This window comes from Roseovarius sp. (assembly GCF_018066915.1).
Taxonomy (GTDB): domain Bacteria; phylum Pseudomonadota; class Alphaproteobacteria; order Rhodobacterales; family Rhodobacteraceae; genus Roseovarius.
The window spans coordinates 1-20,107 of the sequence record NZ_JAGPVV010000318.1; the positions used below are offsets into that span (position 1 = coordinate 1).

Sequence of the window (20,107 nt, forward strand, 5' to 3'; positions counted from 1 at the left end):
TTATGGCTCGTTGGTGCTGGTGCCCCTCTCGGGCTGGGTGCATCACGCCGCAACCTCTGGTTTCGCGCCGATCTGGTGGCCCTTGGGACAGAACCTGCCGTTGGTGCCCAAATCGGAATCTCTCTCTGATTTGGCCTCGACTCTGCACTTTGTTTTTGTGCTGGTGCTGGCCGGCACGATTGCCGCGCATGTGGGCGGCGCGCTCAAGCATCATCTGCTGGATGGCGATGCCACGCTGCGCCGCATGCTGCCGGGACGCATCGACGCGATTCCCACCGCGCGCCAACCCAATCGAATCCTACCCATGGTGGCCGCTGTGGCGGTCTGGCTCGGAACTCTGGGGGGCGCTGCGGCGCTTGGCTGGTTCGGCAGCGCCGAGAATGGCCCGACCACGCTTGCAGCAGTCGAGAGCGATTGGCAGGTCGAAAGCGGCCAATTGCAAGTGACCGTGCAGCAATTGGGCTCTGCCGTGACCGGCAGCTTTGACGAGTGGACAGCCGAGATCGCCTATTCGGAAACTCCCGATGAAAGCGGCAAGCATGGCGACGTCACCGTGACGGTCAGCATCGCCTCGCTCACGCTTGGTTCGGTCACGCAACAGGCGATGGGGGCGGATTTCTTCAACACCGCGCAGTTTCCAACGGCTGTCTTTACCGCCGATCTGATGGCCACCGACTCTGGCCCAGTGGCGCGCGGTACGCTGACGATCCGCGACCAATCCGTTCCGGTCGAGATGCCCTTTGACCTCAGCATCGTGGGGGACACCGCCACGGCCAAGGGCACGCTCGCGCTCGACCGGCGCAATTTCAACATCGGCAACGGGGTTACGGACGAAAAGTCATTGGGCTTTGGGGTCGATGTCAGTTTCGATCTGACCGCCAACCGAGCGCCTTAATCCAGCTTGCGCGCCTCGTCGATCAGCATCACGGGAATACCGTTGCGGATCGGAAAGGCCAAGCTGGCGGCGCGGCTGATCAATTCCTGCGCCGCTGCATCATACTCGAGCGTGCTATGGGTCTGCGGGCAAATCAGCGCCTCGAGCATGCGGCGATCAAAGGCCAGGTGAAGCGGGGTATCGTCCGTCATTGCATGATATCCTCGTTATCGCCGCCGCGCAGCACATACTCAATCAGCGTCACCAGAGTCTCGCGCCGCGTGCTGAGCGAGGGAGCTTCGAGCAAGGCCTGCTTATCCTCGGGCTCAAAACCCAAAAGCATCGAAAGTGAATTGATCAGCAATTCATCCTCGGCCTCTTTCAGGGAATCCCAATCGGTCTGAAGATCGCGCGCTTCGAAATAGCGCGCGAGCAGTTTGAGAAACGCGCGCCGGTCGAAACCGGGGTCACTGTCCACCGGACCCAGATCGCGTTCGAACCCCGCCCAGGAAACACGCGCGCGGCGATAGGGGGTGAACCCCTCGACCTCATCCAGCACACGAAAGCGCGACAGGCCCGTGAGCGTGATCATGTAGCGCCCATCCTCGGTTTCCGAGAATTGCGTGACGCGCCCGACGCAGCCGATCGCGTGCAAGCCGGTGCCGCCTTCACGCCCCGGAACGCGGTTGGGCTGGATCATGCCGATCAACCGCCCGGGCGTTTTCAAGGCATCTTCGAGCATCGCCAGATAGCGCGGCTCGAACAAGTGCAGCGGCAGACGCGAGCGCGGCAGCAAGAGCGCACCGGGCAGCGGAAAGACGGGGATGATCTCTGGAAGATCGAGCTTGTGTGTCATGCCGCTAACCTAGCCCGTGCAAGGGTTCAGGCAAATATCATCGAGCTCAATCTGCGCCGCCCGCTAAGTTGGATCGGATCATTGGGTTTGAGGGCCTCGAAGATGGTGAAAAGCTGGGTCTTGGCCGCACCGTCATTCCACTCGCGGTCCCGGCGGAAAAGCTCGAGCAGCTCATCCACCGCCTCTTGCGCCTGCCCGTTGGCATAGAGCGCCTGCGCGAGATCGAACCGCGCCTGCAGGTTTGCCGGGTCCGCCTCGACAGCCGCGCGCAATTCGTTGACCGGGCCTGCATTCTGCGCCTGACGCGCCAATGCCAGTTGCGCATGCGCCGCGTCTATTTCGACGGCATGGCTGATTTCGGCCGGGGCACCGTTCAGGATCGCTTCGGCCTGATCAAGCTCGCCCAATGCCATATGCGCCCGCGCAAGGCCCGCGTAGCCACGCGCATTCACCGGGTCCTCTTGCAGGATCGCGGCATAGGTCTGGGCGGCGTCGGCCACTGCGCCGGTTTCCAGCATCTCGTCGGCAGCATCGAGTGCCTCGTCCAATCCGCCGTCCGCCTCGCCGCCGGCCGCCGCCACGACACGCGCGACAAAGGCCTCGATTTCGGACGGGGGCAACGCCCCTTGAAAGCCGTCAATCGGCTGGCCCTGCCAAAAGGCATAGACGGTGGGAATCGACTGCACCCGCATCTGGCCCGCGATCATCTGGTTCTGATCGACATTGACCTTGGCCATCCTGACCGCCCCCTTGGCGCGTGTCACCGCCGCCTCGAGCGCGGGACCGAGTGTCTTGCAGGGGCCGCACCAGGGTGCCCAGAAATCGACGATCACCGGCACGGTTTGCGAGGCGTCCACGACATCGGCCATAAAGGTCGCCTCGGACACATCCTTGATCAGATCGCCCGCCGCAGGGGCGCCTTTGGTTTTGCCCAGTTCCAGCATGTTCAGCCTCCTTGAGAGATTTGCCCCCTATATGAGGGCGCAACGGGCGGAGTCAAAGATCAAATGTTGCAAAGACCGGCGCGTGATCCGAGGGTTGCTCCCACCCGCGAGCGCCACGCAAAATCCGGCTTGAATGGCCTGCCGCAGCAATATCCCCGGTGGCCCAGACATGATCAAGGCGACGCCCCTTGTCCGCCGTGTCCCAATCGGCCGCACGGTAGGACCACCAGCTATAAAGCGGCCCCTCGGGAATGTCGGCGCGCGTCACGTCTTGCCAGCCCCCGGCCCCCATCACATCGCTGAGGTGGTCCACCTCGATCGGCGTATGGCTCACGATCTTGAGGAGCTGCTTGTGATTCCACACGTCATCCTCGCGCGGGGCGATGTTGAGATCCCCCACAAGAATCGCCTTTTCGGGGCGGCTGTCGCGGAACCAGTCGCGCATGCCGGTCAGATAGTCGAGTTTCTGGCCGAATTTGTCATTCACCGCCCGGTCAGGCACGTCGCCCCCCGCGGGCACATAGAAATTATGGATCACGACGCCATTCGCGAGACGTGCCGCCACGTGTCGGGCGTGCCCAAGATCGGCGAAATCCATGTCGCCTGCATCCTCGAGCGGTATCTTCGAGAGGATCGCGACACCATTATAGCCCTTTTGCCCACGTGCGACGACATTGCCATAGCCAAGCGCAGCAAAGGCCGCGAGCGGCATCTTGTCCACCGGGCTCTTGCATTCCTGAAGACAGAGGACATCCGGCCCCTCTTCCTGCATCAGGCGCGCCACCAGACCTTCGCGCAGACGCACCGAATTGATGTTCCATGTGGCGAGGGTAAAGGGCATCGGGCATCTCCTGTGCGGTTTTCGCCCGGACAGTAGAGCGATGCGCCGCAGGATGCCAGCCGCGATTGGCCGGCCCCCAAGGCGTCTGCACAAAAAGAATCCCCGGCTCAGAGGCCGGGGCAGTCCAACAGGGAGGTTCATGTGTGTAACCGCACACATAACGGATAATAGCAGATTAAAGCTCAACCGCAGATACGACTTTGATCTTGGTCAAGGTACCGTGCCTTTTACACCACAAGCCGATATCCGCCCGATTCCGTGACCAAGAGGCGCGCATTGCCGGGATCAGGCTCGATCTTTTGCCGCAGACGATAGATATGGGTCTCGAGCGTATGGGTCGTGACCCCCGCGTTATAACCCCAGACCTCGTGCAAGAGAATGTCGCGCGGCACCACACCTTCGGTCGCACGATACAGATATTTAAGGATATTTGTTTCCTTCTCAGTCAACCTTACCTTGCGCTCGTCCTCGGTGATCAGCATCTTCATCGCCGGTTTGAACGTGTAGGGCCCAAGCTGGAACACCGCATCCTCGGACTGCTCATGCTGGCGCAATTGTGCGCGAATGCGCGCCAAGAGCACCGGGAACTTGAAGGGCTTGGTGATGTAATCGTTGGCCCCGGCGTCGAGACCGAGGATCGTATCGGCATCGCCATCATGCCCCGTGAGCATCAGAATCGGCGCCTTGATTCCCTGCTTGCGCATCCGGCGACACAGTTCGCGCCCATCGGTATCGGGCAGGCCCACATCAAGGATCACGAGGTCATAGATCATGTCCTTGACCTTGGTCATCGCGGTGGAACCGCTCGAGGCCTCGAATACATCGAAATCCTCGGTCATCACCAACTGTTCACCAAGCGCTTCGCGCAGGTCGTCGTCATCATCCACGAGCAGGATCTTTTTGACTTGTGCCATATCGGTTTCCTCTTCCTTTGTCCGAGCATGCGGCACAAGCGGCGCAGCGGCAAGATGTGCAACATTCCCCTCACGCCCTAGTGTTGCAGCGCGAGCGTTTCTTTCCATTCATTACAAAAGACTATATCACTGTCAGACTGACAGACAGGAGCCCCGCATGAGCCTTGCCCCGGATCTCACTGAAATTGCTGCGCGCGCACGCAGCGACCTGCGTATGGGTGTGCCCGTCGTGCTGAGCGGGCCGGATGGTGCCGCGCTGATCATGGCCGCCGAAACGCTCGAGGCGCAGCGGCTTGCGGATTTGCGCGCCTTGGGCGGCGCCCCGGTGCTGGCCATTACCGCACGTCGCGCCGCCACGCTCAAGGCGCGGGCCTATGATGGCGATCTGGCGCGGGTGATGCTGCCGCCCGATGTCTCATTGGGCTGGATTCTCGCGGTGGCGGACCCGGCGGACGATCTGAAATCCCCGATGAAAGGTCCTCTGACCTCCGAGCGCGGGGGGGCGGTCGATCTGCACCGGCTGGCGCTCAGCCTTGTGAAATCGGCGCGGCTCTTGCCTGCCGCATTGGTGATGCCGCTCAGCGAAGGCGCGGAGTTTGCCCGCCGCCACGGACTTACCCTGCTCGACACCGCCGCGGCCCCCCGGCTCGAAATGACCAGCCCGCTGCACCCGGTGGTCAGCGCGCGCCTGCCGCTTGCCGTGTCCGAAGCGGGGCGGCTGCATATCTTTCGCCCCGAAGATGGCGGCGAGGAACATTACGCCATCGAGATTGGTCAGCCCGACCGCAACGCGCCTGTGCTGGCGCGGCTGCATTCCGCCTGTTTCACCGGCGACCTGATGGGCAGTCTGAAATGCGATTGCGGCCCGCAACTGCGCGGCGCGCTCGCACAGATGGGGGCCGAAGGGGCCGGCGTGTTGCTCTATCTCAACCAGGAGGGGCGCGGTATCGGCCTTGCCAACAAGATGCGCGCCTACTCGCTTCAGGATCAGGGCTTTGACACGGTAGAGGCCAATCATCGTCTGGGCTTCGAGGATGATGAGCGCGATTTCCGCATTGGTGCACGCATCCTGTCGTTGATGGGCTTTTCAGCCGTGCGCCTCTTGACCAACAACCCCGCCAAGATCGCGATGATGGAGCAGAACGGCATCAAGGTGGTAGAGCGCGTGCCGCTGAAACTTGGCGAAAACACCCATAACCACGCCTATCTCGCGACCAAGGCCGCGAAATCGGGGCATCTGCTCTAGGTCGAGCGGGCCGTTTAGACCATCATCTCCTTGGTCGCGGTCAGCGTGATCTCGGGGTAATCGCGAGCCACCCGGTCGATGTCCCATTGCAGGCGCGTGAGATAGACGATGTCGCCGTCATTGTCATGGGCGATGTGCTGCTTGTTGGCGGCGGTGAATTTCTCGACGGCCAGCTTGTCACCCGACACCCAGCGGGCAGAGGTGAATTGCGAGCCCTCAAAGCGCACCGGCAGGCCATATTCCAACTCGATGCGGCTGGCTAGCACCTCGAATTGCAGCGCGCCGACGACACCCACGATAAAACCCGAGCCAAAGGCAGGTTTGAAAACTTTGGCGGCCCCCTCTTCGGCGAATTGCATCAGCGCCTTTTCGAGATGCTTGGCCTTCATCGGATCGCCGGCGCGGGCCTGTTGCAAGAGTTCCGGCGCAAAGGAGGGGATGCCGGTCACGCGCAGGGCCTCGCCCTCGGTCAGCGTGTCGCCAATGCGCAACTGGCCGTGGTTGGGGATGCCGATAATATCCCCGGCCCAGGCCTCTTCGGCCAATTCACGATCCGCCGCCAGAAAGAGCACAGGCGCAGAGACCGTCATCGACTTTTTCGAGCGCACATGCGTGAGCTTCATGCCGCGTTTGAAATGCCCCGAGGCGAGGCGGACAAAGGCCACGCGGTCGCGGTGCTTGGGGTCCATATTGGCCTGCACCTTGAAGACAAACCCGGTCACGGCGGTTTCTTCTGGCGCAATCGCGCGCGGCGTGGCCTTTTGCACTTGCGGTTCCGGGCCATAGGTGCCGATGCCATCCATCAATTCCTTGACGCCAAAGGAATTGATCGCGGACCCGAACCAGATGGGCGTCATATGCCCTTCGAGCACCGATTGCGGATCAAGCGCGGGCAAGAGTTCCCGCGCCATTTCGATCTCTTCGCGCAGCTTGGCGATGAGGTCTGCGGGCACATGCTGAGCCAGCTTCGGATCGTTCAACCCGTCGATCTTGATCGATTCCGCCACCTTGTTGCGGTCGGCGCGATCCATCAGTTCGAGCCGGTCATTCAGCATGTCGTAACAGCCCACGAAATCGCGGCCCATGCCGATGGGCCAGCTTGCTGGCGTCACGTCAATCGCAAGGTTCTGCTGGATTTCGTCGATGATATCGAAGGTATCGCGCGCCTCACGGTCCATCTTGTTGCAAAAGGTCAGGATCGGCAGATCGCGCAGGCGGCAGACCTCAAAGAGTTTCTGGGTCTGGCTCTCAACGCCCTTGGCCCCGTCGATCACCATCACGGCGGCATCGACGGCCGTCAGCGTGCGATAGGTATCCTCGGAGAAATCCGAGTGGCCGGGCGTGTCCACGAGGTTAAATCGGAAGCGGCCAAAGTCAAAGGACATGGCCGAGGCCGAGACCGAAATGCCGCGGTCCTTTTCCATCTGCATGAAGTCCGAGCGCGTGCGCCGCGCCTCGCCCTTGGCGCGCACCTGACCGGCCATCTGGATGGCGCCCCCATACAGAAGGAACTTTTCGGTCAGGGTCGTCTTGCCCGCATCCGGATGCGAGATGATCGCAAAGGTGCGGCGGCGGGCAATCTCTGCCGGCAGATCGGGGCGGTTTGAAAGGGTGTCCAACATGGGGCCGGATATAGTGGGGCGGCGGAGGCGGTGCAATACGGGCTGTTGGGGGCTGACACCTGAGTCGCGCGGCACCGAAAATGAGAAAACAAGGGCATTAACCAAGGTGATTCCCTCCCCCTTCCCTGAAGCGGCGTGCAAAAATGTCTCATCGGACATCTGTTGATCGCTCGCAGTCGCCAAAGAGCCCTGTCACCGGCCACCTGCGATCATTGATCTGATTTTCCTGCATAATCTGGGCAGCGGTTCTGCGCATCCCATCGGCCTCGCCGCGCGCAGGGACAAGAAAATGCAACAATCGGACCAAACACCAAAATATGCTTAACACCCTATCCGGAAGCATCGCCTATCCGGCGGCATAGTATCATAAATCCCTGTTTTCTTTAGAAATTCCAAAGACTGCGAGAGTTTTGCGCCGCCTTGGTCCGGACCATACACAAAGGTGAACGGCGCGCTCTGGCAGCATGATTGGATGCCGGGGGTTAGAATGTCATTCACCATTTCAGCGGGTTATCTCTCCGATACGGCCTTTTCACAGGCGCATTTCGGTGGCAACGCGCTTGCTCTGCGGGATCGTGTCGGTGACGAAGGCACCTATGACAACGTCGCGCGCACGCTCGGCGTTGAACATATTCGCTATCCCGGCGGCAGCCTCACCGAGTATTATTTCGACATCCGCAACCCGGACAGCGACATCGCCGTGAATTCAGATACGGGCGAGGCAACCTCATTTCTGCCAATCAGCGATGCGCTCGGCTTTGCCGAAGACGAGGGGATCGCGGTCACGATCGTCCTGCCTACCCGGCATTTCCTAAGCGACGAAGTGGACGAGAATGGCAATCGTCTGCCCGATATCGACGAAGCGGCCCTGCGCGGGTTCTTGCGCGATGTGTTCGACGGGCAGTACGGCGCGCCCGATATTCAGGCCATCGAGCTTGGCAATGAATACTGGGGCAGCGGCGGCATGAACACCTTTGAATATGGCCGCCTCGCCTCGGAAATGGCCCTCATCGTCAAGGACGAGATCCGCCATCACCCCGATGCGGAACACCTGTCGGAAACCGACATCCTCGTGCAGATGGGCACGAATTACGGCGAGTTCGCCTTGTCGCAGTTCTTTTCAGGCAACGGTGAAGAGCAACTTGCCGAGTTGAACGACTCCTATGGCCTGAACCTGTCGGCAGACGAGTATATTTACTCCTCTGGCAATGTCGCTTGGGTCAAAGTGGCGAATGCCATTATTCTCAACGAATTCGACACCACCGCAGAACAGAGTGCCATTGATGGCGTTGTTGCGCATGTCTATTCCAAAGGGGAAGACACACCCAACAGCCGCTATTTCGAACTCTCGCAGATCGCTGATACCTGGCTCAAGGAACTGCCCGCCCTCGACATCTACGCCACGGAATGGAACCTCAAACGCTCGGTCTCCGAGAACCCCGAGGACGAATTCGGCCTCAAGCAGGCGCATGAAATCCTGAACGTGCTCGAGGCGTTTTCCTGGGGTGGCGTCGATGCGGCGCATGTCTGGCCGCTCCAGATGAACAGCCGCACCGGCCTTGCCGATGGCGAAGGTGATGCCGATATCCGCGTTCCCGGTGAAATGTTCCGCATGCTGAACGAGACCCTGCCCGGCACCCGCCCGCTCGGTCTTGCTGGCAGCGAAGGGCGCGAAACCGAACTCTCCGGCGAGACCGCCGATGTGCATGTCTTCTATGCTCCCGACCGTCTGGTCACGTTCATTGCCTCCACCAGCGATGTCGCAACAGAGGAAGTCGTGGATTTCATGAACATTCTGCGGGACACGGGCGATGTCACGATCACACGCCTCGGCGTGGCCGAGGGTGAAAACCCGAGCGAGTCCACCGCCGAGCCGGTCGTGACGACCGAGAACCCAGAGGACCTTATTCAGGATGGTATCCTGATCGCTGAATTGGCCCCTTACGAGATTCTCATGATCGAGATGTCCAACCCGATCTTTACCGCCGAACTGGCGCGAATGGTCGAAGACACGAGCGACGATACTGACGGGATCGACGTGGACACGGCAGAGGTGCCCACCCCGGACAATGTCGTGAACTTCGAATCTTTCCTGCGGCCCAACATTCCGGTATCCGACAGCGGCGACAACGTGATCCCGACAATCGACCGCCCCGAAGAACCGCAAGAGGCCCCCAACCCGGCCGCAGCGCCCAATGATGACGACGGCGACAGCGGCGGCGGCGGTGATTTCGGCTTTGGTGCATTGGCACTGGCGTTTCTGCCCATCCTGCTCTTGGCGGCCTGATCCGGCGCGGCTTGCCGCGCCCCCCTCTTGCGACTACAAGCGCGGCAAATCCCCTAAGTTTCATCAAGGATCGCCGCATGATACCTCGCTATTCACGCCCCGCCATGGTCGCCATCTGGGAACCCGCCACCAAATTCCGCATCTGGTTCGAAATCGAGGCGCATGCCTGCGACGCCATGGCCGATCTGGGCGTGATCCCGCGCGCGAATGCCCAAGCGGTCTGGAAAGCCAAGGATGTGGAGTTCAACGTCGCCCGCATCGACGAGATCGAGGCCGAGACCAAGCATGACGTCATCGCCTTTCTCACCCATCTGGCCGAGCATGTGGGCCCAGACGAGGCGCGCTTTGTGCATCAGGGCATGACATCTTCGGATGTTCTGGATACCTGTTTCAACATCCAGTTGACCCGCGCCGCCGATATCCTGATCGCGGATATGGAGGCGCTCTTGGCCGCACTCAAGCGTCGCGCTTACGAGCACAAGGACACGCTGCGCATCGGACGCAGCCACGGCATCCACGCAGAACCGACCACCATGGGTCTGACCTTTGCCCGCTTCTACGCCGAGATGCAGCGCAATCTGCGCCGCCTGCGCACCGCCCGCGAAGAGATCGCGACAGGGGCGATTTCCGGTGCCGTCGGCACCTTTGCCAATGTCGATCCGCGCGTCGAGGCGCATGTTTGCGCCCAACTAGGCCTGACACCCGAGCCAATCAGCACCCAAGTGATCCCGCGGGACCGCCACGCCGCGTTCTTTGCCGCTCTTGGTGTCGTGGCCAGCAGCATCGAGAATGTCGCCATCGAGATACGCCACATGCAGCGCACCGAAGTGCTGGAAGCCGCCGAGTTCTTCTCGATGGGGCAAAAGGGCTCTTCCGCCATGCCGCACAAGAAAAATCCGGTGCTGACAGAGAACCTGACGGGCCTTGCCCGCCTCGTGCGCATGGCGGTGGTGCCCGCGATGGAAAACGTGGCCCTCTGGCACGAGCGCGACATCTCGCATAGCTCGGTCGAGCGCATGATCGGCCCGGATGCCACCATCACGCTCGATTTCGCCCTCGCTCGCCTGACCAATGTCATCGACAAGCTCTTGGTCTACCCTGACAACATGATGGCCAATATGAACAAGTTTCCCGGCCTTGTGATGTCGCAGCGCGTCCTCTTGGCCCTCACTCAGGCGGGCGTCAGCCGCGAGGACGCTTACCGCCTCGTGCAGCGCAACGCGCTCAAGGTCTGGGAAACCGGTTGCGACTTCAAAACCGAGTTGCTGAATGATGCAGAGGTCACAGCCGCGCTCAGCCCGGCAGAAATTGCTGAAAAATTCGACTTGGGCTATCATACCAAGCATGTAGACACGATTTTTGCCCGTGTTTTCGGGGAATCATGATAGCTTGAACCCCTGTCCAACAGGGAGACATATGATGAAATTGAAATTCGGATTGGCCGCCCTCGCGCTCGTCGTCACACCCAGCCTGGCCTTGGCCACGGGGGGCTGCAACTACGGCAAACAGAAACAGGCGATTTCCTGCGTCGCTGGCACCGCATGGGACGCAGCAACCAATAGCTGCGTGCCGCAAACCTCAAGCTGATGAAAAACGGGGCGGGATCACTCCCCGCCCCTGCTTCAGCGTTCTTTAAATACTCAAAAACTCCGCTCTCCTCACAGATCCCGGACCGCGAATGTGCCCGGCCCAAAGCTGGCCGAGATTTGCGCCACCTCGATGCGTTTGCCCAAATCCGGCCCATCCGCACCCCGCGCCGCAGCCGGATAAATCCAGTCCGGGCGCTCCAGAGTCACCTCGCGCAAGACCTGCGTCCCCCGCATGACCCGCAAGACATAGCGCTCCGCTTCCTCGCCCAGCGGCACCTCGGGCGTATCCCAACGATCGCCGCCGATCCGCGTCCGCCTGATCCATGTGACCACCAGATCGCCATCGGCATCAACCAGCCGCAGATGCACCGGCGCATAGGGACGCAGACCCACCCCGTCAAAGGCAAGCACAGCATGGGCGAAACTCGGGTCATCCACTGGCCGTCCCCCCGGCCCGATCCGGTAATGCAGCGCCTGCCCACGCTGCGCCTCGGTCAATTCGATCTGCTGCGGCACGCCGTTGAGCCGCACCAAGAGTGACCCCGCAGGCCAGACGCCACCGCCTGCCCGTTCCGTTCCCGCCTGCCCACGCAGCCGATGGCGCAGAACATACGTCTCCGGTGCCACCAACTCTGCATCGCGGAACTGGAACAATTCCCAGCCTCCCGGCGTGCCATCGCCAATGGCGCAGAGATTGCCACCGTTCAACAGCGCCGCATCGCCCACGCTTTCCAACGTCCCGAACCGCATCCGCACGAATAGCCCATCCCCCCGGTCGATCCGCCCCATAGGGGCCGGCAAGAGCGGCGTTTGCGTCACCCCCACCGTGCTGCGCGCTGCAATCAAGGTGTTGAGCCGGTAATTGACATCCTCCGACGAAGAATAGACCGCCGCTGTGCCCGGCCAGGGATTGGCCAGCACCGCGATATGCGGCGCATGCGGCACCTCCTCGCCGGTCAGCAGAGGCAAATCGAGGAAAAGCGGCGTCACCGGCCCCGGTGCCACAAAGGGGCGCAGCCGCGCCGGGGTATCCTCGATCAGGATAGGCCGATAGCTTTCGGGGTCGATCCGCACCGCATCGACGCGCTGCGCATTGCCCATCTGCTCGACACGGTCGATCCGAAACCGCACGCCGCCCTCGCCCTTGGGCAGCGCAAGCACATCACCTGCCCCGACAGCCAATTGCGACGGCGGCAACGTCAGGCGCAGCGTATCAATCGACACCCGCGCCTCCGAGAGCCACCGTTCCACCACCTGCCGCCCCTCGGCCCGCGTGAGCGCCAGCGGCATCTCTGACGCCGCCACCGCATGCGTCGCCTCATCGGGCAAGATCGCCTCCTCCGAAATCGCCTCGTAATCGGCATCCGCCTCGAGAAACCGCAGCCGCACCCGGCCCGCCAGTTCCAGATCGCTGCCGCGCAATTCCGCGATAACGCCGCCCAGTTCCGGATCGCGCACAACAAGGTCGAGATCAACGGCATGATCCACCCGCCCATTACGCCCGCGAAACTGCAGCACACCACCGCGCTCGATGGCATCAAGACCATAGGCCAACATCAAGGGCTGCAACGTCGCGCGCGCCTCGCTGACCTGATCCACCAGATATCCGCGCAGGAACCCCTCGGCACGGCTGGTGTCGAGATCACGCAGACCCGCGCGCGCTGCCACTTCGGAAATCACATCCGCCAATCGCCGCCCGCTCACCCGGCCATTGATCCAATGCCCGCGCGCATAGTTCGCGCCATCCGACCAAAGGTCGAGATTGCTAGGAAAATAGGGAAAGGGCCGCGCATCCCAGGCCCAGACATAGGCGTGATCCATGTCGAGCATCCGCCCTCCAAATTCCTCTGACAGCGGGTTATGCGCCGGGTCACTCCAATAGCCCGCCATGGCACGCAGATATTGCACTTGGATCAAGTCATCCCGCTGCCCTGTGGAGTGACGCGGCAGGCTCGATTCCGACGATTTGGGGTCAAGGAATTTGTTCGGCTCATTGGTGCCCTTGTCCACCGCCGCACAGCCATATTCGGTAAAGCGGATCGGCTTCGATTGCGGCACCCATGCCGTTGGCTCCGGCGCACGCAGGCCCCCAACCCGCTCGAAATGCCGGTTCTCCCACCAGCTTCGCAGATCCTTGAACCGCCAGATCCACGGCTCGCCGTAAGCGTCATCGGTGATCGGCACCCGCCGCTGCGCCGCGCGCGCCTCGGGAGTGGGGTAGAACCAGTCATACCCCTCGCCTCCTTCGATATTGGCTTGCAAATAGCCCAGATCGTAGATCGACCGCCAATCGCGCGCATCGCGATGATCGTCCCCCTCGCGCCAATCACTGAGCGGCATGTAATTGTCGATGCCAACAAAGTCGATATTGCCATCCGCCCACAGAGGATCGAGATGAAAGAACCGATCCCCATCCCCCGGCTGATAGCCGAAATATTCCGACCAATCCGCCGCATAGCTGATCTTGACCTCTGGCCCCAACAACGCGCGTACCTCAGCCGCCAAGGCGATCAACTGCGCCACCGCCGGAAAGCTGTTGTTCGCCCCCCGGATCTGCGTGAGGCCGCGCATTTCCGACCCGATACAGAAACTTTCGACCCCGCCAACAGCCGCGCAGAGCGCCGCCTGATGCAGGATAAAGCGACGATAGGACCACTCATCGGGGCCATGATAGGCCACCGGGCTCAGCTTGACCGCACCACCAAAACTCAAAAGATCCAGCGCGCCGGTGCCAGGGTTTTCCACCACCTGCGCCGCAATCGGTGTCACGATAAAATCCGCCGCCCGCGCGGTGCCAAAGAACGCCGCAACCTCGGCCTCAGCCTCTGTCGTCCGATCCGGACTGCCTGCCTGCCCCGGTGCCTTGGAAGTCGTGATGCGCCCTCGCCACGGCAGCACCGCCTGATCCTCGGCCTCGCTCCACGGATCGGGCAGGCCATTGCCCGGCATCTGCTCCATCAGGATGAATGGATAGTAGAGCACCTCTTGCCCCGCCTGTTGAAGCGCCAGAATGGCCTCGATCACGGCCTGATCGGTCGGCGTGCCGCCATAGACCTCGCGGCCTTGCGCATCCTTCGGCACCTCGCCTGCCTCTGCACGGCTCAGGCTCGAGACCCGCCATGGCATGTTCGACGCCTCAAACTGCTTTTGCTCCACTCGTGGCCTGATCTGGCAAACCCCGCAGCGCAGATCGTCACCGAACCAGCTCACAATCAGCGACACCGCCCCACAGGCCGGCAATTCCTCGACAAGTCCCTCAATCGCCGTAGCCATGTCCGCGCGTGCGGAGGGGCTGTTGATATTGGCAATCCCGCTCGACCCAAGGCCAAAATTCATCGTGACCGGCGTCGTGGCCAGCGCATATTCGCCCGTGCCGGGCAGTAGCGCCACGCCCCGCACCGCCCGCACAGGATCAAGATCCGCCCCAGGACTGCCCGCTTGCGACGGGCGGCACACCTCGAAACTGAACTGCGGCACGCGGTTGCCGAACTGGCTGATGTCGAGATCCTCGATCACCACATAGGCGGTGCCGCGATAGGCGGGCACGTTGCCTGCTCCTTCCACCGCCTCGATCCGGGGATCGGGCAATTGATCGCGCGTGCCCTTGTAGACCTGCATGTTGAGGCTCGCGGGGGCCACCTCGGTCCCATCCGCCCAGACCCGCGCCACACGGGTAATCTCGCCCTCGCAGAGCGCAAGCGCCAGACTCAGCGAATAGCTGATCGCCCGCGTGTCTGGTGTCGCGGGGCGCGGCGTGCCCTTGCCGCCGCCCCGGCTGCCTTGGGTCACGGTCACATTCTCGCGAAACTCGGTCGCCCAGATCACCTGACCGCCCACGCGCATGCGCCCGTAAACCTGCGGGATGGCATCGCCCTCCCCCGCGCCGGTCAGGCGCAACCGGCTGACGCGCCCCGTCTCGACCACTTCCGATCCCTGCCCCAACAGCCGTTGGTCAATCGAACGGCCGATCACGGCCCCGGCAAAGCGCCCAATCGCCACCGACGACAGGCCAAGCGCCGTGCCCCCCACCGCACCGCCAATCGCGGCCCCTGCGGCGGATAACAGAATGGTTGCCATGGCTCAGCCCTCCTCGGGAAATGCAAATCGCGCCACGATGCGCCGTCGCCAGGGGGTGCTCAGCGCGGTTTCGACCACGCCATGCCCCGAATAGGCGTGAATGAAACGGGCGCGCGCGCCTAGTTCAGCGACCACGCCCAGATGTTTGGCAACAGACCCCTCGCGCATGCGAAAGAGGATCACATCACCGACCGCCTCTTGGGCCAAATCCTTGGCCAGCAAATGCCGCGCCGCTGCCTGCCACAGCGCCTCTTGCCGCGCGGGTTCGGACCAATCCATCGAATAGGCGGGCGGGCGTTCCGGCTCAGCACCGCACACCTCGCGCCACAGCCCCCGCACCAAACCCAGGCAATCACAGCCCGCACCCCGGCACGCAGCCTGATGCCGATAGGGCGTGCCGATCCAGCCTCGGGCCGCCGCGACAATCCGCGCTCCCTGCTCGCTCATCTGCGGCTCCCGCCATCCAGACGCGGGCTCTTGGTCGGGTCCGTGATCGTCCAGTCATCGCCGGGAATATCCGGGAACCCTTGGTAATTCAGAAGGTTGTCAAACTTGAACTGACAGGTCGTCCTGCGTTTGTCGCAGCCCGCTTCGATCCGCAGCGCATCCCCCGGCGCGACCGCCGCCCCGAGCGGATGCCAGAGATCAATCACCCGCCCCGCGCCATCGCTGCGGTCGCGCTTGATCAGCCCGATCAGCCCGGTGGCCGCCCCACTCAACACCCGGATTACGCCATGCCGAAACCAATCGTCTTCAAACCCGCCCATCTCGGCAAAGCGAAACACGCAGTTCTCCTCAACCTCCTCGGCGGGGCGCTCCGAAACATACCCCGGCGTATCCAGATCAAAGGTGCAGGTCCGATCCCCCAGAATGGCGCTGCACGCCTTTTGATAGACCCGCCCCAACGGCACATTGAGCGCATCGGTCAGCCCGCGCAACTCGGCCTCGAACGCCCCACCTGCGCGCCGCAACTCGCCCATCGTGCCGCGAAAGATCAGGCTGCGCGCTGTCACATCCTGCCAATTGACGAGCCACGCGCGCAACTCCGCGCCGTCATATCGCCCGGCCTCGATATCCGCCTCGCGGATGGCCGCATCGCTCAGCGCGCCCAAGGCCTCGGTATTGTCGACCGACAACCCCGTTGTCTGCTGCAAGGCCAAGGCACTCAGCCCGGTATCGGGGCGAAACGCCACGCCCTCAAACGCCAACAGCCGGTCGTGATCGGTGAACCCCATCACCACCCCGTCGCGGCGCGTAAGTGCCCAACACCGGCAGGTCGTGGTGACACCTGACTTGAGATGCTCCAGAAGACCGCTCATACCCGGATCTCCACCACCGGCACATTGGGCACCTCGCCCGCCTGAAAGCTCGCAAGACTGGTTTGAATACGGTCCGTATCAAACCGCACCGGCACATCGAATTCATACCCCGCCGTGACCGGCACGCCGCGATGGGGCGGCTCAGAGAACGTGACCACACCCGTGAAGGTGTCAACCTCGTAATGCACACCCTCCTGCATCTCGACATTGTCGAGGCCCATGCGCACCGTGCCCTTGACTGGCTTGACGATGGGGCGCACCGCGACCTCATCACCAGAGCGATAGGATTTCAGCAATTGAAAGGCGACGGTTGCATCATCCCCCACCCCAATCTCCTGATCCCGGTAATCCGGCACGGCCCTCGCCCGGCCCGATTTGTAATCGGTCCAGTCCTTCCAGCGAAACCCATAGAGCTGCCCGCGCCGCGCCTCGAAAAACGCGATCAGCGCCTCGATATCATCCAGCGACCGAAGCGCCACGCCCGCGTCATACCGCCTGCGCGCCTGCGCCCAGGGCGTGTTGCGCTCCTCAAACCCGTTGGCCAGCGTGACGATATCCGTCAGCCGCTCCGGCCCGCCAAGCGAGCCGAAACTCAGGCTCGCCGGAAATCTGACCTCGTGAAATCCCATGTCCCGCTCCTTTTCAGCGATTGCGCCCACCGCGTCCGATCACGCGGCCAAGCTGCGCCGCGATCTGCCCCTGAGAGCGGCGAAACCCTTCGGCGTCAGGCGTCTGGATATTCATCACCACACTCACGCCCCCACCGCCCTGCGCGCGCACGCCAAGACGCCCATCGGGGCCACGGCTGAGCGGCATGATCGCCTCTGGTCCCGCCTCACCCATCAACCCGGTGCCGCCGCGCATCGGAAAGCTCACAGGCCCGCTCACCACGCCGCCATTGGCAAAGGGCTGCACGCGGCCTTGGGAAAACGACGCCCCCTTGGCAAAGGGGAAAAGCCCACCCACAAGGCTGCCGATCCCCTGCGAAATCAGTCCGCCAATCTGATCCGTCACCGGGCGTGTGGCATCGTTGAAGGCGGTGTTGACCATGATCGTGGCCAATCTTCGCAAACTGTCCGACAGACCATCGCCATCGACCACAGCGCCGCGTATGGCCCCGCGCAATCCCCGGCTCAGGCCCCGCTCCAGCGACTGCACGTCCTGCCCCGCACTGGCAAAGCCGCCCTTTACCCGCGCCAGTTCCGCGCCAAAGGCCGCCGCCATCCCCGTGGCCTGCCCCATCGCATCATCAAGGGAGGCAATCTGCGCCTCAAGCTCGTCAACCCGCTCAAACTCATCCATCGCTCATCTCTCCTTGTCTGTCGGGAAAGGCGCGCAAGAGCGCCTCCAGCCCCGCGCGCGCCATGGGCTGCACGCCCTGCCGTTCGCCCAGCATCAGGCGCAATTCGACTGGCGTCAGCGCCCAGAACTCCGTTGGTTGCAGGCCAAGCCCCTGAAGCCCGGCACGCATCAAGGCCGGCCAATCAAACCGCCCGCTCATCCGCCCACCTCCGGCAGGGCAAAGGCCCGCGCCAAGAGCTCCGCCGCCGCCCGCGCCGCCGCGAGCGGCCCGCCCTCGATGTCGGCGCTCAGCAAATCCGCCGCCGATCCGCGCCAGCCACCGCCACGCAGCCCCGCCACGATCAACGCCAGCACATCGCGGGTGGAAAACGCCCCGCCCTCGAACCGTGCCACCAGATCGACGAGCGAACCGCTCTCCAACCCCGCTTCCAACTCGGCCAAGGCCCCCAGCGTTAGCCGCATCACCTGCCGCTCTCCGCCGATCACCAACGCCACCTCGCCTGCCCAGGGGTTGGCCATCAGATCAGAGCACCGTAAAGGTCAACTGCCCCGCAGAGGCCAGCGCCAACTCATAGGTCGCCTCGCCATCATGGGTGCCGCCATATTCGATCGCCGTCACTTGGAATGGCCCCTCGATGGTGCCGAAATCGGGGATCACCACCTGAAAATCCGGCATCTCCCCGTCAAAGAAGATTTGCCGCGCCCGCGCATCACTATCGGCATCACGAAAAATGCCCGAGCCGCTGATGCTTGCGGATTTCACGCCCGCGCCCGCCAGCAATTCGCGCCAGCCCCCTGCGGATTCGAGGCTGGTCACATCCACGCTCTCGGCGTTGAAACTCACCCGCGTGGCGCGCAGCCCCGCCACCGTCTGAAAATTGCCGCTGCCGTTCAGGTCGATCTTGACCAGCAGGTCCTTGCCATTCTGTACCGCCATTGTCGTCACTCCAGAGATTAAAGGTTACGCGTCCTCATCGACGCGCGCCTGAAAGGTCAGGTCGATCCGCCGCGCCTGTCCGCCTGTTTCGCGCCGCGCGCGGGCACGCAGGAAATTCAGGCTGCTCACCCGTCCGCGCGGCAGCGACAATTCCGCCCCCACAAGGGCATCGCTGACAGCGCCCGCCACCGCCTTGGCCTGTTGAAATCCGGCGCTTTCGCTCACCACCGTGACGGTGAACCGATGCCAGGCCCCGCCCGCCGTGCCATCGCCGCGTTCGCGTGCCTCCTCAGGGCCAAGCGTCACATAGAGCGGCGGCACCCGACCAGGCGGCACCGCATCATGGATCGCGCCGCCCACCAGTGCGCTCAGCGCCGCATCCTGCACCAGCCGCTGATAGACCGCCGCCTGCAATCCCGCTGCCATCGCATAGCTCATGGCACCACCTCCTCTTGCGCCCAGAGGCTCAGGTATCGGCCCACGCCATCGGCCTCCGTCACCGACAGGATCGCGAAAATCCGGGCGCCATCGCGTAGCCGCTGTCCCGCTTCGGGCCGCGACGCCGCCCCTTGGGGGGCTGCGCGCACCGTGATCCGGTAGCCCGCCCGTGCCACAGCCAGACCCTCGGCCTCGGCCTCTCGGCCCGAACGCGCGCTGACCTCGGCCCAGAGTGTGCCCCGCGCCTCCCAGACTTCCGTGAAACCGCCCGCCCCATCCGGCAGACGCACCGCGCCCTCCAGCACCAAGGGCCGGTTCAGCCTCGGGCGCGCCATCACCGCGCCCCCCCGCCCAACAGCCGCACCGTGCGATAGCGCTCAATCAGGCTGGCCACCCCAAAGGGCATGCACCCGCTGCTCAGGCTCGTGTCATGTCGGTATTCGTAATAATGCGCCGCCAGCATCAGCACCGCTTGCGCCAGATCGGCTGGCACATCAGACCAACCCGCACCAAAGCCCGCGCGAAACCGGATTTCTGCCACAGCGCCATGCCCGATAGCTGGCAGGAATGTGCCCACAGGCCGCACCAAGGGCCGATGCGCATCCTGCTCCAGCCGGTATAGGCCGGGGTCGATCACCTCAACCTCATCCGCCCGGTTGCGCAGACCAAGGCTCAGCACAGCGCTTACCGGCGCCACCGGCAAGGCCTGCCCTGTCGCGTCCCGCCACTGATGCAGCGCCCAGGAAAACTCACGTTCCAGCAGCACCTTGCCAGTGCGTCCCTCGATCGCCGCAAGCGCCGCGCGCAGAAAACTTTCCAGAACCGGGTCCTGGATATCGTCATCGGCAAACCCCGTGCCCA

Annotated in this window: 22 protein-coding genes; 5 read left to right on the top strand and 17 right to left on the bottom strand. The window is 63.0% G+C overall.

Features of this window, described 5'->3' with window-relative positions:
- A partial coding sequence (locus KBT70_RS17965; RefSeq protein ID WP_296637439.1) for a YceI family protein occupies positions 1 to 895 on the top strand: 895 nt, incomplete at its 5' end.
- Here the strand turns inward: KBT70_RS17965 and KBT70_RS17970 are convergent.
- The 5 genes from KBT70_RS17970 to KBT70_RS17990 all read right to left on the bottom strand — a co-directional run bounded on the left by KBT70_RS17970 (position 892) and on the right by KBT70_RS17990 (position 4,429).
- Positions 892 to 1,086 (bottom strand): Trm112 family protein, encoded by a 195-nt coding sequence (locus KBT70_RS17970; protein ID WP_296637442.1) that lies wholly within the window; start codon positions 1,084 to 1,086, stop codon positions 892 to 894. The two genes, KBT70_RS17965 and KBT70_RS17970, sit on opposite strands and share 4 nt — an antisense overlap.
- On the bottom strand, positions 1,083 to 1,730 hold the full coding sequence (locus KBT70_RS17975; RefSeq protein ID WP_296637445.1) for an LON peptidase substrate-binding domain-containing protein: 648 nt from the start codon (positions 1,728 to 1,730) through the stop codon (positions 1,083 to 1,085). The genes KBT70_RS17970 and KBT70_RS17975 overlap by 4 nt, the downstream gene beginning before the upstream one ends.
- Before the next feature lie 26 nt (positions 1,731 to 1,756).
- On the bottom strand, positions 1,757 to 2,674 hold the full coding sequence (locus tag KBT70_RS17980; protein WP_296637448.1) for a tetratricopeptide repeat protein: 918 nt from the start codon (positions 2,672 to 2,674) through the stop codon (positions 1,757 to 1,759).
- Positions 2,675 to 2,726: 52 nt separating this feature from the next.
- The gene (locus KBT70_RS17985; RefSeq protein WP_296637451.1) at positions 2,727 to 3,515 is read right to left on the bottom strand and encodes an exodeoxyribonuclease III; all 789 of its coding nucleotides are present in this window, start codon (positions 3,513 to 3,515) and stop codon (positions 2,727 to 2,729) included.
- 227 nt (positions 3,516 to 3,742) lie between these two features.
- Complete coding sequence (locus KBT70_RS17990; protein WP_296637454.1) at positions 3,743 to 4,429, bottom strand: response regulator transcription factor; 687 nt, start codon at positions 4,427 to 4,429, stop codon at positions 3,743 to 3,745.
- 157 nt (positions 4,430 to 4,586) lie between these two features.
- Here KBT70_RS17990 and ribA point away from each other — a divergent pair, with 157 nt between their 5' ends.
- Positions 4,587 to 5,675, top strand: coding sequence for a GTP cyclohydrolase II (ribA, locus tag KBT70_RS17995; protein WP_296637456.1), 1,089 nt, complete (start codon positions 4,587 to 4,589; stop codon positions 5,673 to 5,675).
- A gap of 14 nt (positions 5,676 to 5,689) precedes the next feature.
- On the opposite strand, the gene KBT70_RS18000 is transcribed toward ribA, so the two are convergent.
- Positions 5,690 to 7,297 (bottom strand): peptide chain release factor 3, encoded by a 1,608-nt coding sequence (locus KBT70_RS18000; RefSeq protein WP_296637459.1) that lies wholly within the window; start codon positions 7,295 to 7,297, stop codon positions 5,690 to 5,692.
- Between the two features lie 487 nt (positions 7,298 to 7,784).
- Between KBT70_RS18000 and KBT70_RS18005 the strand changes: the two genes are divergently transcribed.
- The 3 genes from KBT70_RS18005 (at position 7,785) to KBT70_RS18015 (ending at position 11,171) form a co-directional block, all read left to right on the top strand.
- Positions 7,785 to 9,584, top strand: a complete 1,800-nt coding sequence (locus KBT70_RS18005; RefSeq protein WP_296637461.1) for a type I secretion protein — start codon at positions 7,785 to 7,787, stop codon at positions 9,582 to 9,584.
- Positions 9,585 to 9,661: 77 nt separating this feature from the next.
- A complete protein-coding gene (gene purB, locus KBT70_RS18010; protein WP_296637463.1) occupies positions 9,662 to 10,969 on the top strand; it encodes an adenylosuccinate lyase in 1,308 nt (435 codons plus the stop codon).
- A gap of 31 nt (positions 10,970 to 11,000) precedes the next feature.
- Positions 11,001 to 11,171, top strand: a complete 171-nt coding sequence (locus KBT70_RS18015; RefSeq protein WP_296637466.1) for an adenylosuccinate lyase — start codon at positions 11,001 to 11,003, stop codon at positions 11,169 to 11,171.
- 71 nt (positions 11,172 to 11,242) lie between these two features.
- Here the strand turns inward: KBT70_RS18015 and KBT70_RS18020 are convergent, their stop codons facing one another.
- From KBT70_RS18020 to KBT70_RS18070, 11 genes are all read right to left on the bottom strand, one after another.
- Positions 11,243 to 15,250, bottom strand: coding sequence for a glycoside hydrolase/phage tail family protein (locus KBT70_RS18020; protein ID WP_296637469.1), 4,008 nt, complete (start codon positions 15,248 to 15,250; stop codon positions 11,243 to 11,245).
- Positions 15,251 to 15,253: 3 nt separating this feature from the next.
- On the bottom strand, positions 15,254 to 15,697 hold the full coding sequence (locus KBT70_RS18025; RefSeq protein WP_296637472.1) for an NlpC/P60 family protein: 444 nt from the start codon (positions 15,695 to 15,697) through the stop codon (positions 15,254 to 15,256).
- The gene (locus KBT70_RS18030; RefSeq protein WP_296637475.1) at positions 15,694 to 16,569 is read right to left on the bottom strand and encodes a DUF2163 domain-containing protein; all 876 of its coding nucleotides are present in this window, start codon (positions 16,567 to 16,569) and stop codon (positions 15,694 to 15,696) included. Before KBT70_RS18030 ends, KBT70_RS18025 begins: the two co-directional genes overlap by 4 nt.
- Positions 16,566 to 17,198 (bottom strand): DUF2460 domain-containing protein, encoded by a 633-nt coding sequence (locus tag KBT70_RS18035; RefSeq protein WP_296637478.1) that lies wholly within the window; start codon positions 17,196 to 17,198, stop codon positions 16,566 to 16,568. Before KBT70_RS18035 ends, KBT70_RS18030 begins: the two co-directional genes overlap by 4 nt.
- A 13-nt stretch (positions 17,199 to 17,211) precedes the next feature.
- Positions 17,212 to 17,871, bottom strand: coding sequence for a phage tail tape measure protein (locus KBT70_RS18040; protein WP_296637480.1), 660 nt, complete (start codon positions 17,869 to 17,871; stop codon positions 17,212 to 17,214).
- Complete coding sequence (locus tag KBT70_RS18045; RefSeq protein ID WP_296637482.1) at positions 17,864 to 18,070, bottom strand: rcc01693 family protein; 207 nt, start codon at positions 18,068 to 18,070, stop codon at positions 17,864 to 17,866. Before KBT70_RS18045 ends, KBT70_RS18040 begins: the two co-directional genes overlap by 8 nt.
- A complete protein-coding gene (locus KBT70_RS18050) occupies positions 18,067 to 18,390 on the bottom strand; it encodes a gene transfer agent family protein (RefSeq protein WP_296637485.1) in 324 nt (107 codons plus the stop codon). The genes KBT70_RS18045 and KBT70_RS18050 overlap by 4 nt, the downstream gene beginning before the upstream one ends.
- A 4-nt stretch (positions 18,391 to 18,394) precedes the next feature.
- Complete coding sequence (locus tag KBT70_RS18055; protein ID WP_296637488.1) at positions 18,395 to 18,808, bottom strand: phage major tail protein, TP901-1 family; 414 nt, start codon at positions 18,806 to 18,808, stop codon at positions 18,395 to 18,397.
- 24 nt (positions 18,809 to 18,832) lie between these two features.
- The gene (locus tag KBT70_RS18060) at positions 18,833 to 19,246 is read right to left on the bottom strand and encodes a DUF3168 domain-containing protein (RefSeq protein WP_296637491.1); all 414 of its coding nucleotides are present in this window, start codon (positions 19,244 to 19,246) and stop codon (positions 18,833 to 18,835) included.
- A complete protein-coding gene (locus KBT70_RS18065; RefSeq protein ID WP_296637493.1) occupies positions 19,243 to 19,581 on the bottom strand; it encodes a head-tail adaptor protein in 339 nt (112 codons plus the stop codon). Before KBT70_RS18065 ends, KBT70_RS18060 begins: the two co-directional genes overlap by 4 nt.
- Positions 19,581 to 20,107, bottom strand: a 527-nt coding sequence (locus KBT70_RS18070; protein WP_296637495.1) for a head-tail connector protein, incomplete at its 5' end; no start/stop codon positions are given. The genes KBT70_RS18065 and KBT70_RS18070, both read right to left, overlap by 1 nt.

What these genes read in the sequence shown, in the direction of transcription:
- KBT70_RS17970 (WP_296637442.1), bottom strand. Translation starts at nt 1,086, where the DNA reads ATGACGGACGATACCCCGCTTCACCTGGCCTTTGATCGCCGCATGCTC.
- KBT70_RS17975 (WP_296637445.1), bottom strand. Translation starts at nt 1,730, where the DNA reads ATGACACACAAGCTCGATCTTCCAGAGATCATCCCCGTCTTTCCGCTG.
- KBT70_RS17980 (WP_296637448.1), bottom strand. Translation starts at nt 2,674, where the DNA reads ATGCTGGAACTGGGCAAAACCAAAGGCGCCCCTGCGGCGGGCGATCTG.
- KBT70_RS17985 (WP_296637451.1), bottom strand. Translation starts at nt 3,515, where the DNA reads ATGCCCTTTACCCTCGCCACATGGAACATCAATTCGGTGCGTCTGCGC.
- KBT70_RS17990 (WP_296637454.1), bottom strand. Translation starts at nt 4,429, where the DNA reads ATGGCACAAGTCAAAAAGATCCTGCTCGTGGATGATGACGACGACCTG.
- ribA (WP_296637456.1), top strand. Translation starts at nt 4,587, where the DNA reads ATGAGCCTTGCCCCGGATCTCACTGAAATTGCTGCGCGCGCACGCAGC.
- KBT70_RS18000 (WP_296637459.1), bottom strand. Translation starts at nt 7,297, where the DNA reads ATGTTGGACACCCTTTCAAACCGCCCCGATCTGCCGGCAGAGATTGCC.
- KBT70_RS18005 (WP_296637461.1), top strand. Translation starts at nt 7,785, where the DNA reads ATGTCATTCACCATTTCAGCGGGTTATCTCTCCGATACGGCCTTTTCA.
- purB (WP_296637463.1), top strand. Translation starts at nt 9,662, where the DNA reads ATGATACCTCGCTATTCACGCCCCGCCATGGTCGCCATCTGGGAACCC.
- KBT70_RS18015 (WP_296637466.1), top strand. Translation starts at nt 11,001, where the DNA reads ATGATGAAATTGAAATTCGGATTGGCCGCCCTCGCGCTCGTCGTCACA.
- KBT70_RS18020 (WP_296637469.1), bottom strand. Translation starts at nt 15,250, where the DNA reads ATGGCAACCATTCTGTTATCCGCCGCAGGGGCCGCGATTGGCGGTGCG.
- KBT70_RS18025 (WP_296637472.1), bottom strand. Translation starts at nt 15,697, where the DNA reads ATGAGCGAGCAGGGAGCGCGGATTGTCGCGGCGGCCCGAGGCTGGATC.
- KBT70_RS18030 (WP_296637475.1), bottom strand. Translation starts at nt 16,569, where the DNA reads ATGAGCGGTCTTCTGGAGCATCTCAAGTCAGGTGTCACCACGACCTGC.
- KBT70_RS18035 (WP_296637478.1), bottom strand. Translation starts at nt 17,198, where the DNA reads ATGGGATTTCACGAGGTCAGATTTCCGGCGAGCCTGAGTTTCGGCTCG.
- KBT70_RS18040 (WP_296637480.1), bottom strand. Translation starts at nt 17,871, where the DNA reads ATGGATGAGTTTGAGCGGGTTGACGAGCTTGAGGCGCAGATTGCCTCC.
- KBT70_RS18045 (WP_296637482.1), bottom strand. Translation starts at nt 18,070, where the DNA reads ATGAGCGGGCGGTTTGATTGGCCGGCCTTGATGCGTGCCGGGCTTCAG.
- KBT70_RS18050 (WP_296637485.1), bottom strand. Translation starts at nt 18,390, where the DNA reads ATGGCCAACCCCTGGGCAGGCGAGGTGGCGTTGGTGATCGGCGGAGAG.
- KBT70_RS18055 (WP_296637488.1), bottom strand. Translation starts at nt 18,808, where the DNA reads ATGGCGGTACAGAATGGCAAGGACCTGCTGGTCAAGATCGACCTGAAC.
- KBT70_RS18060 (WP_296637491.1), bottom strand. Translation starts at nt 19,246, where the DNA reads ATGAGCTATGCGATGGCAGCGGGATTGCAGGCGGCGGTCTATCAGCGG.
- KBT70_RS18065 (WP_296637493.1), bottom strand. Translation starts at nt 19,581, where the DNA reads ATGGCGCGCCCGAGGCTGAACCGGCCCTTGGTGCTGGAGGGCGCGGTG.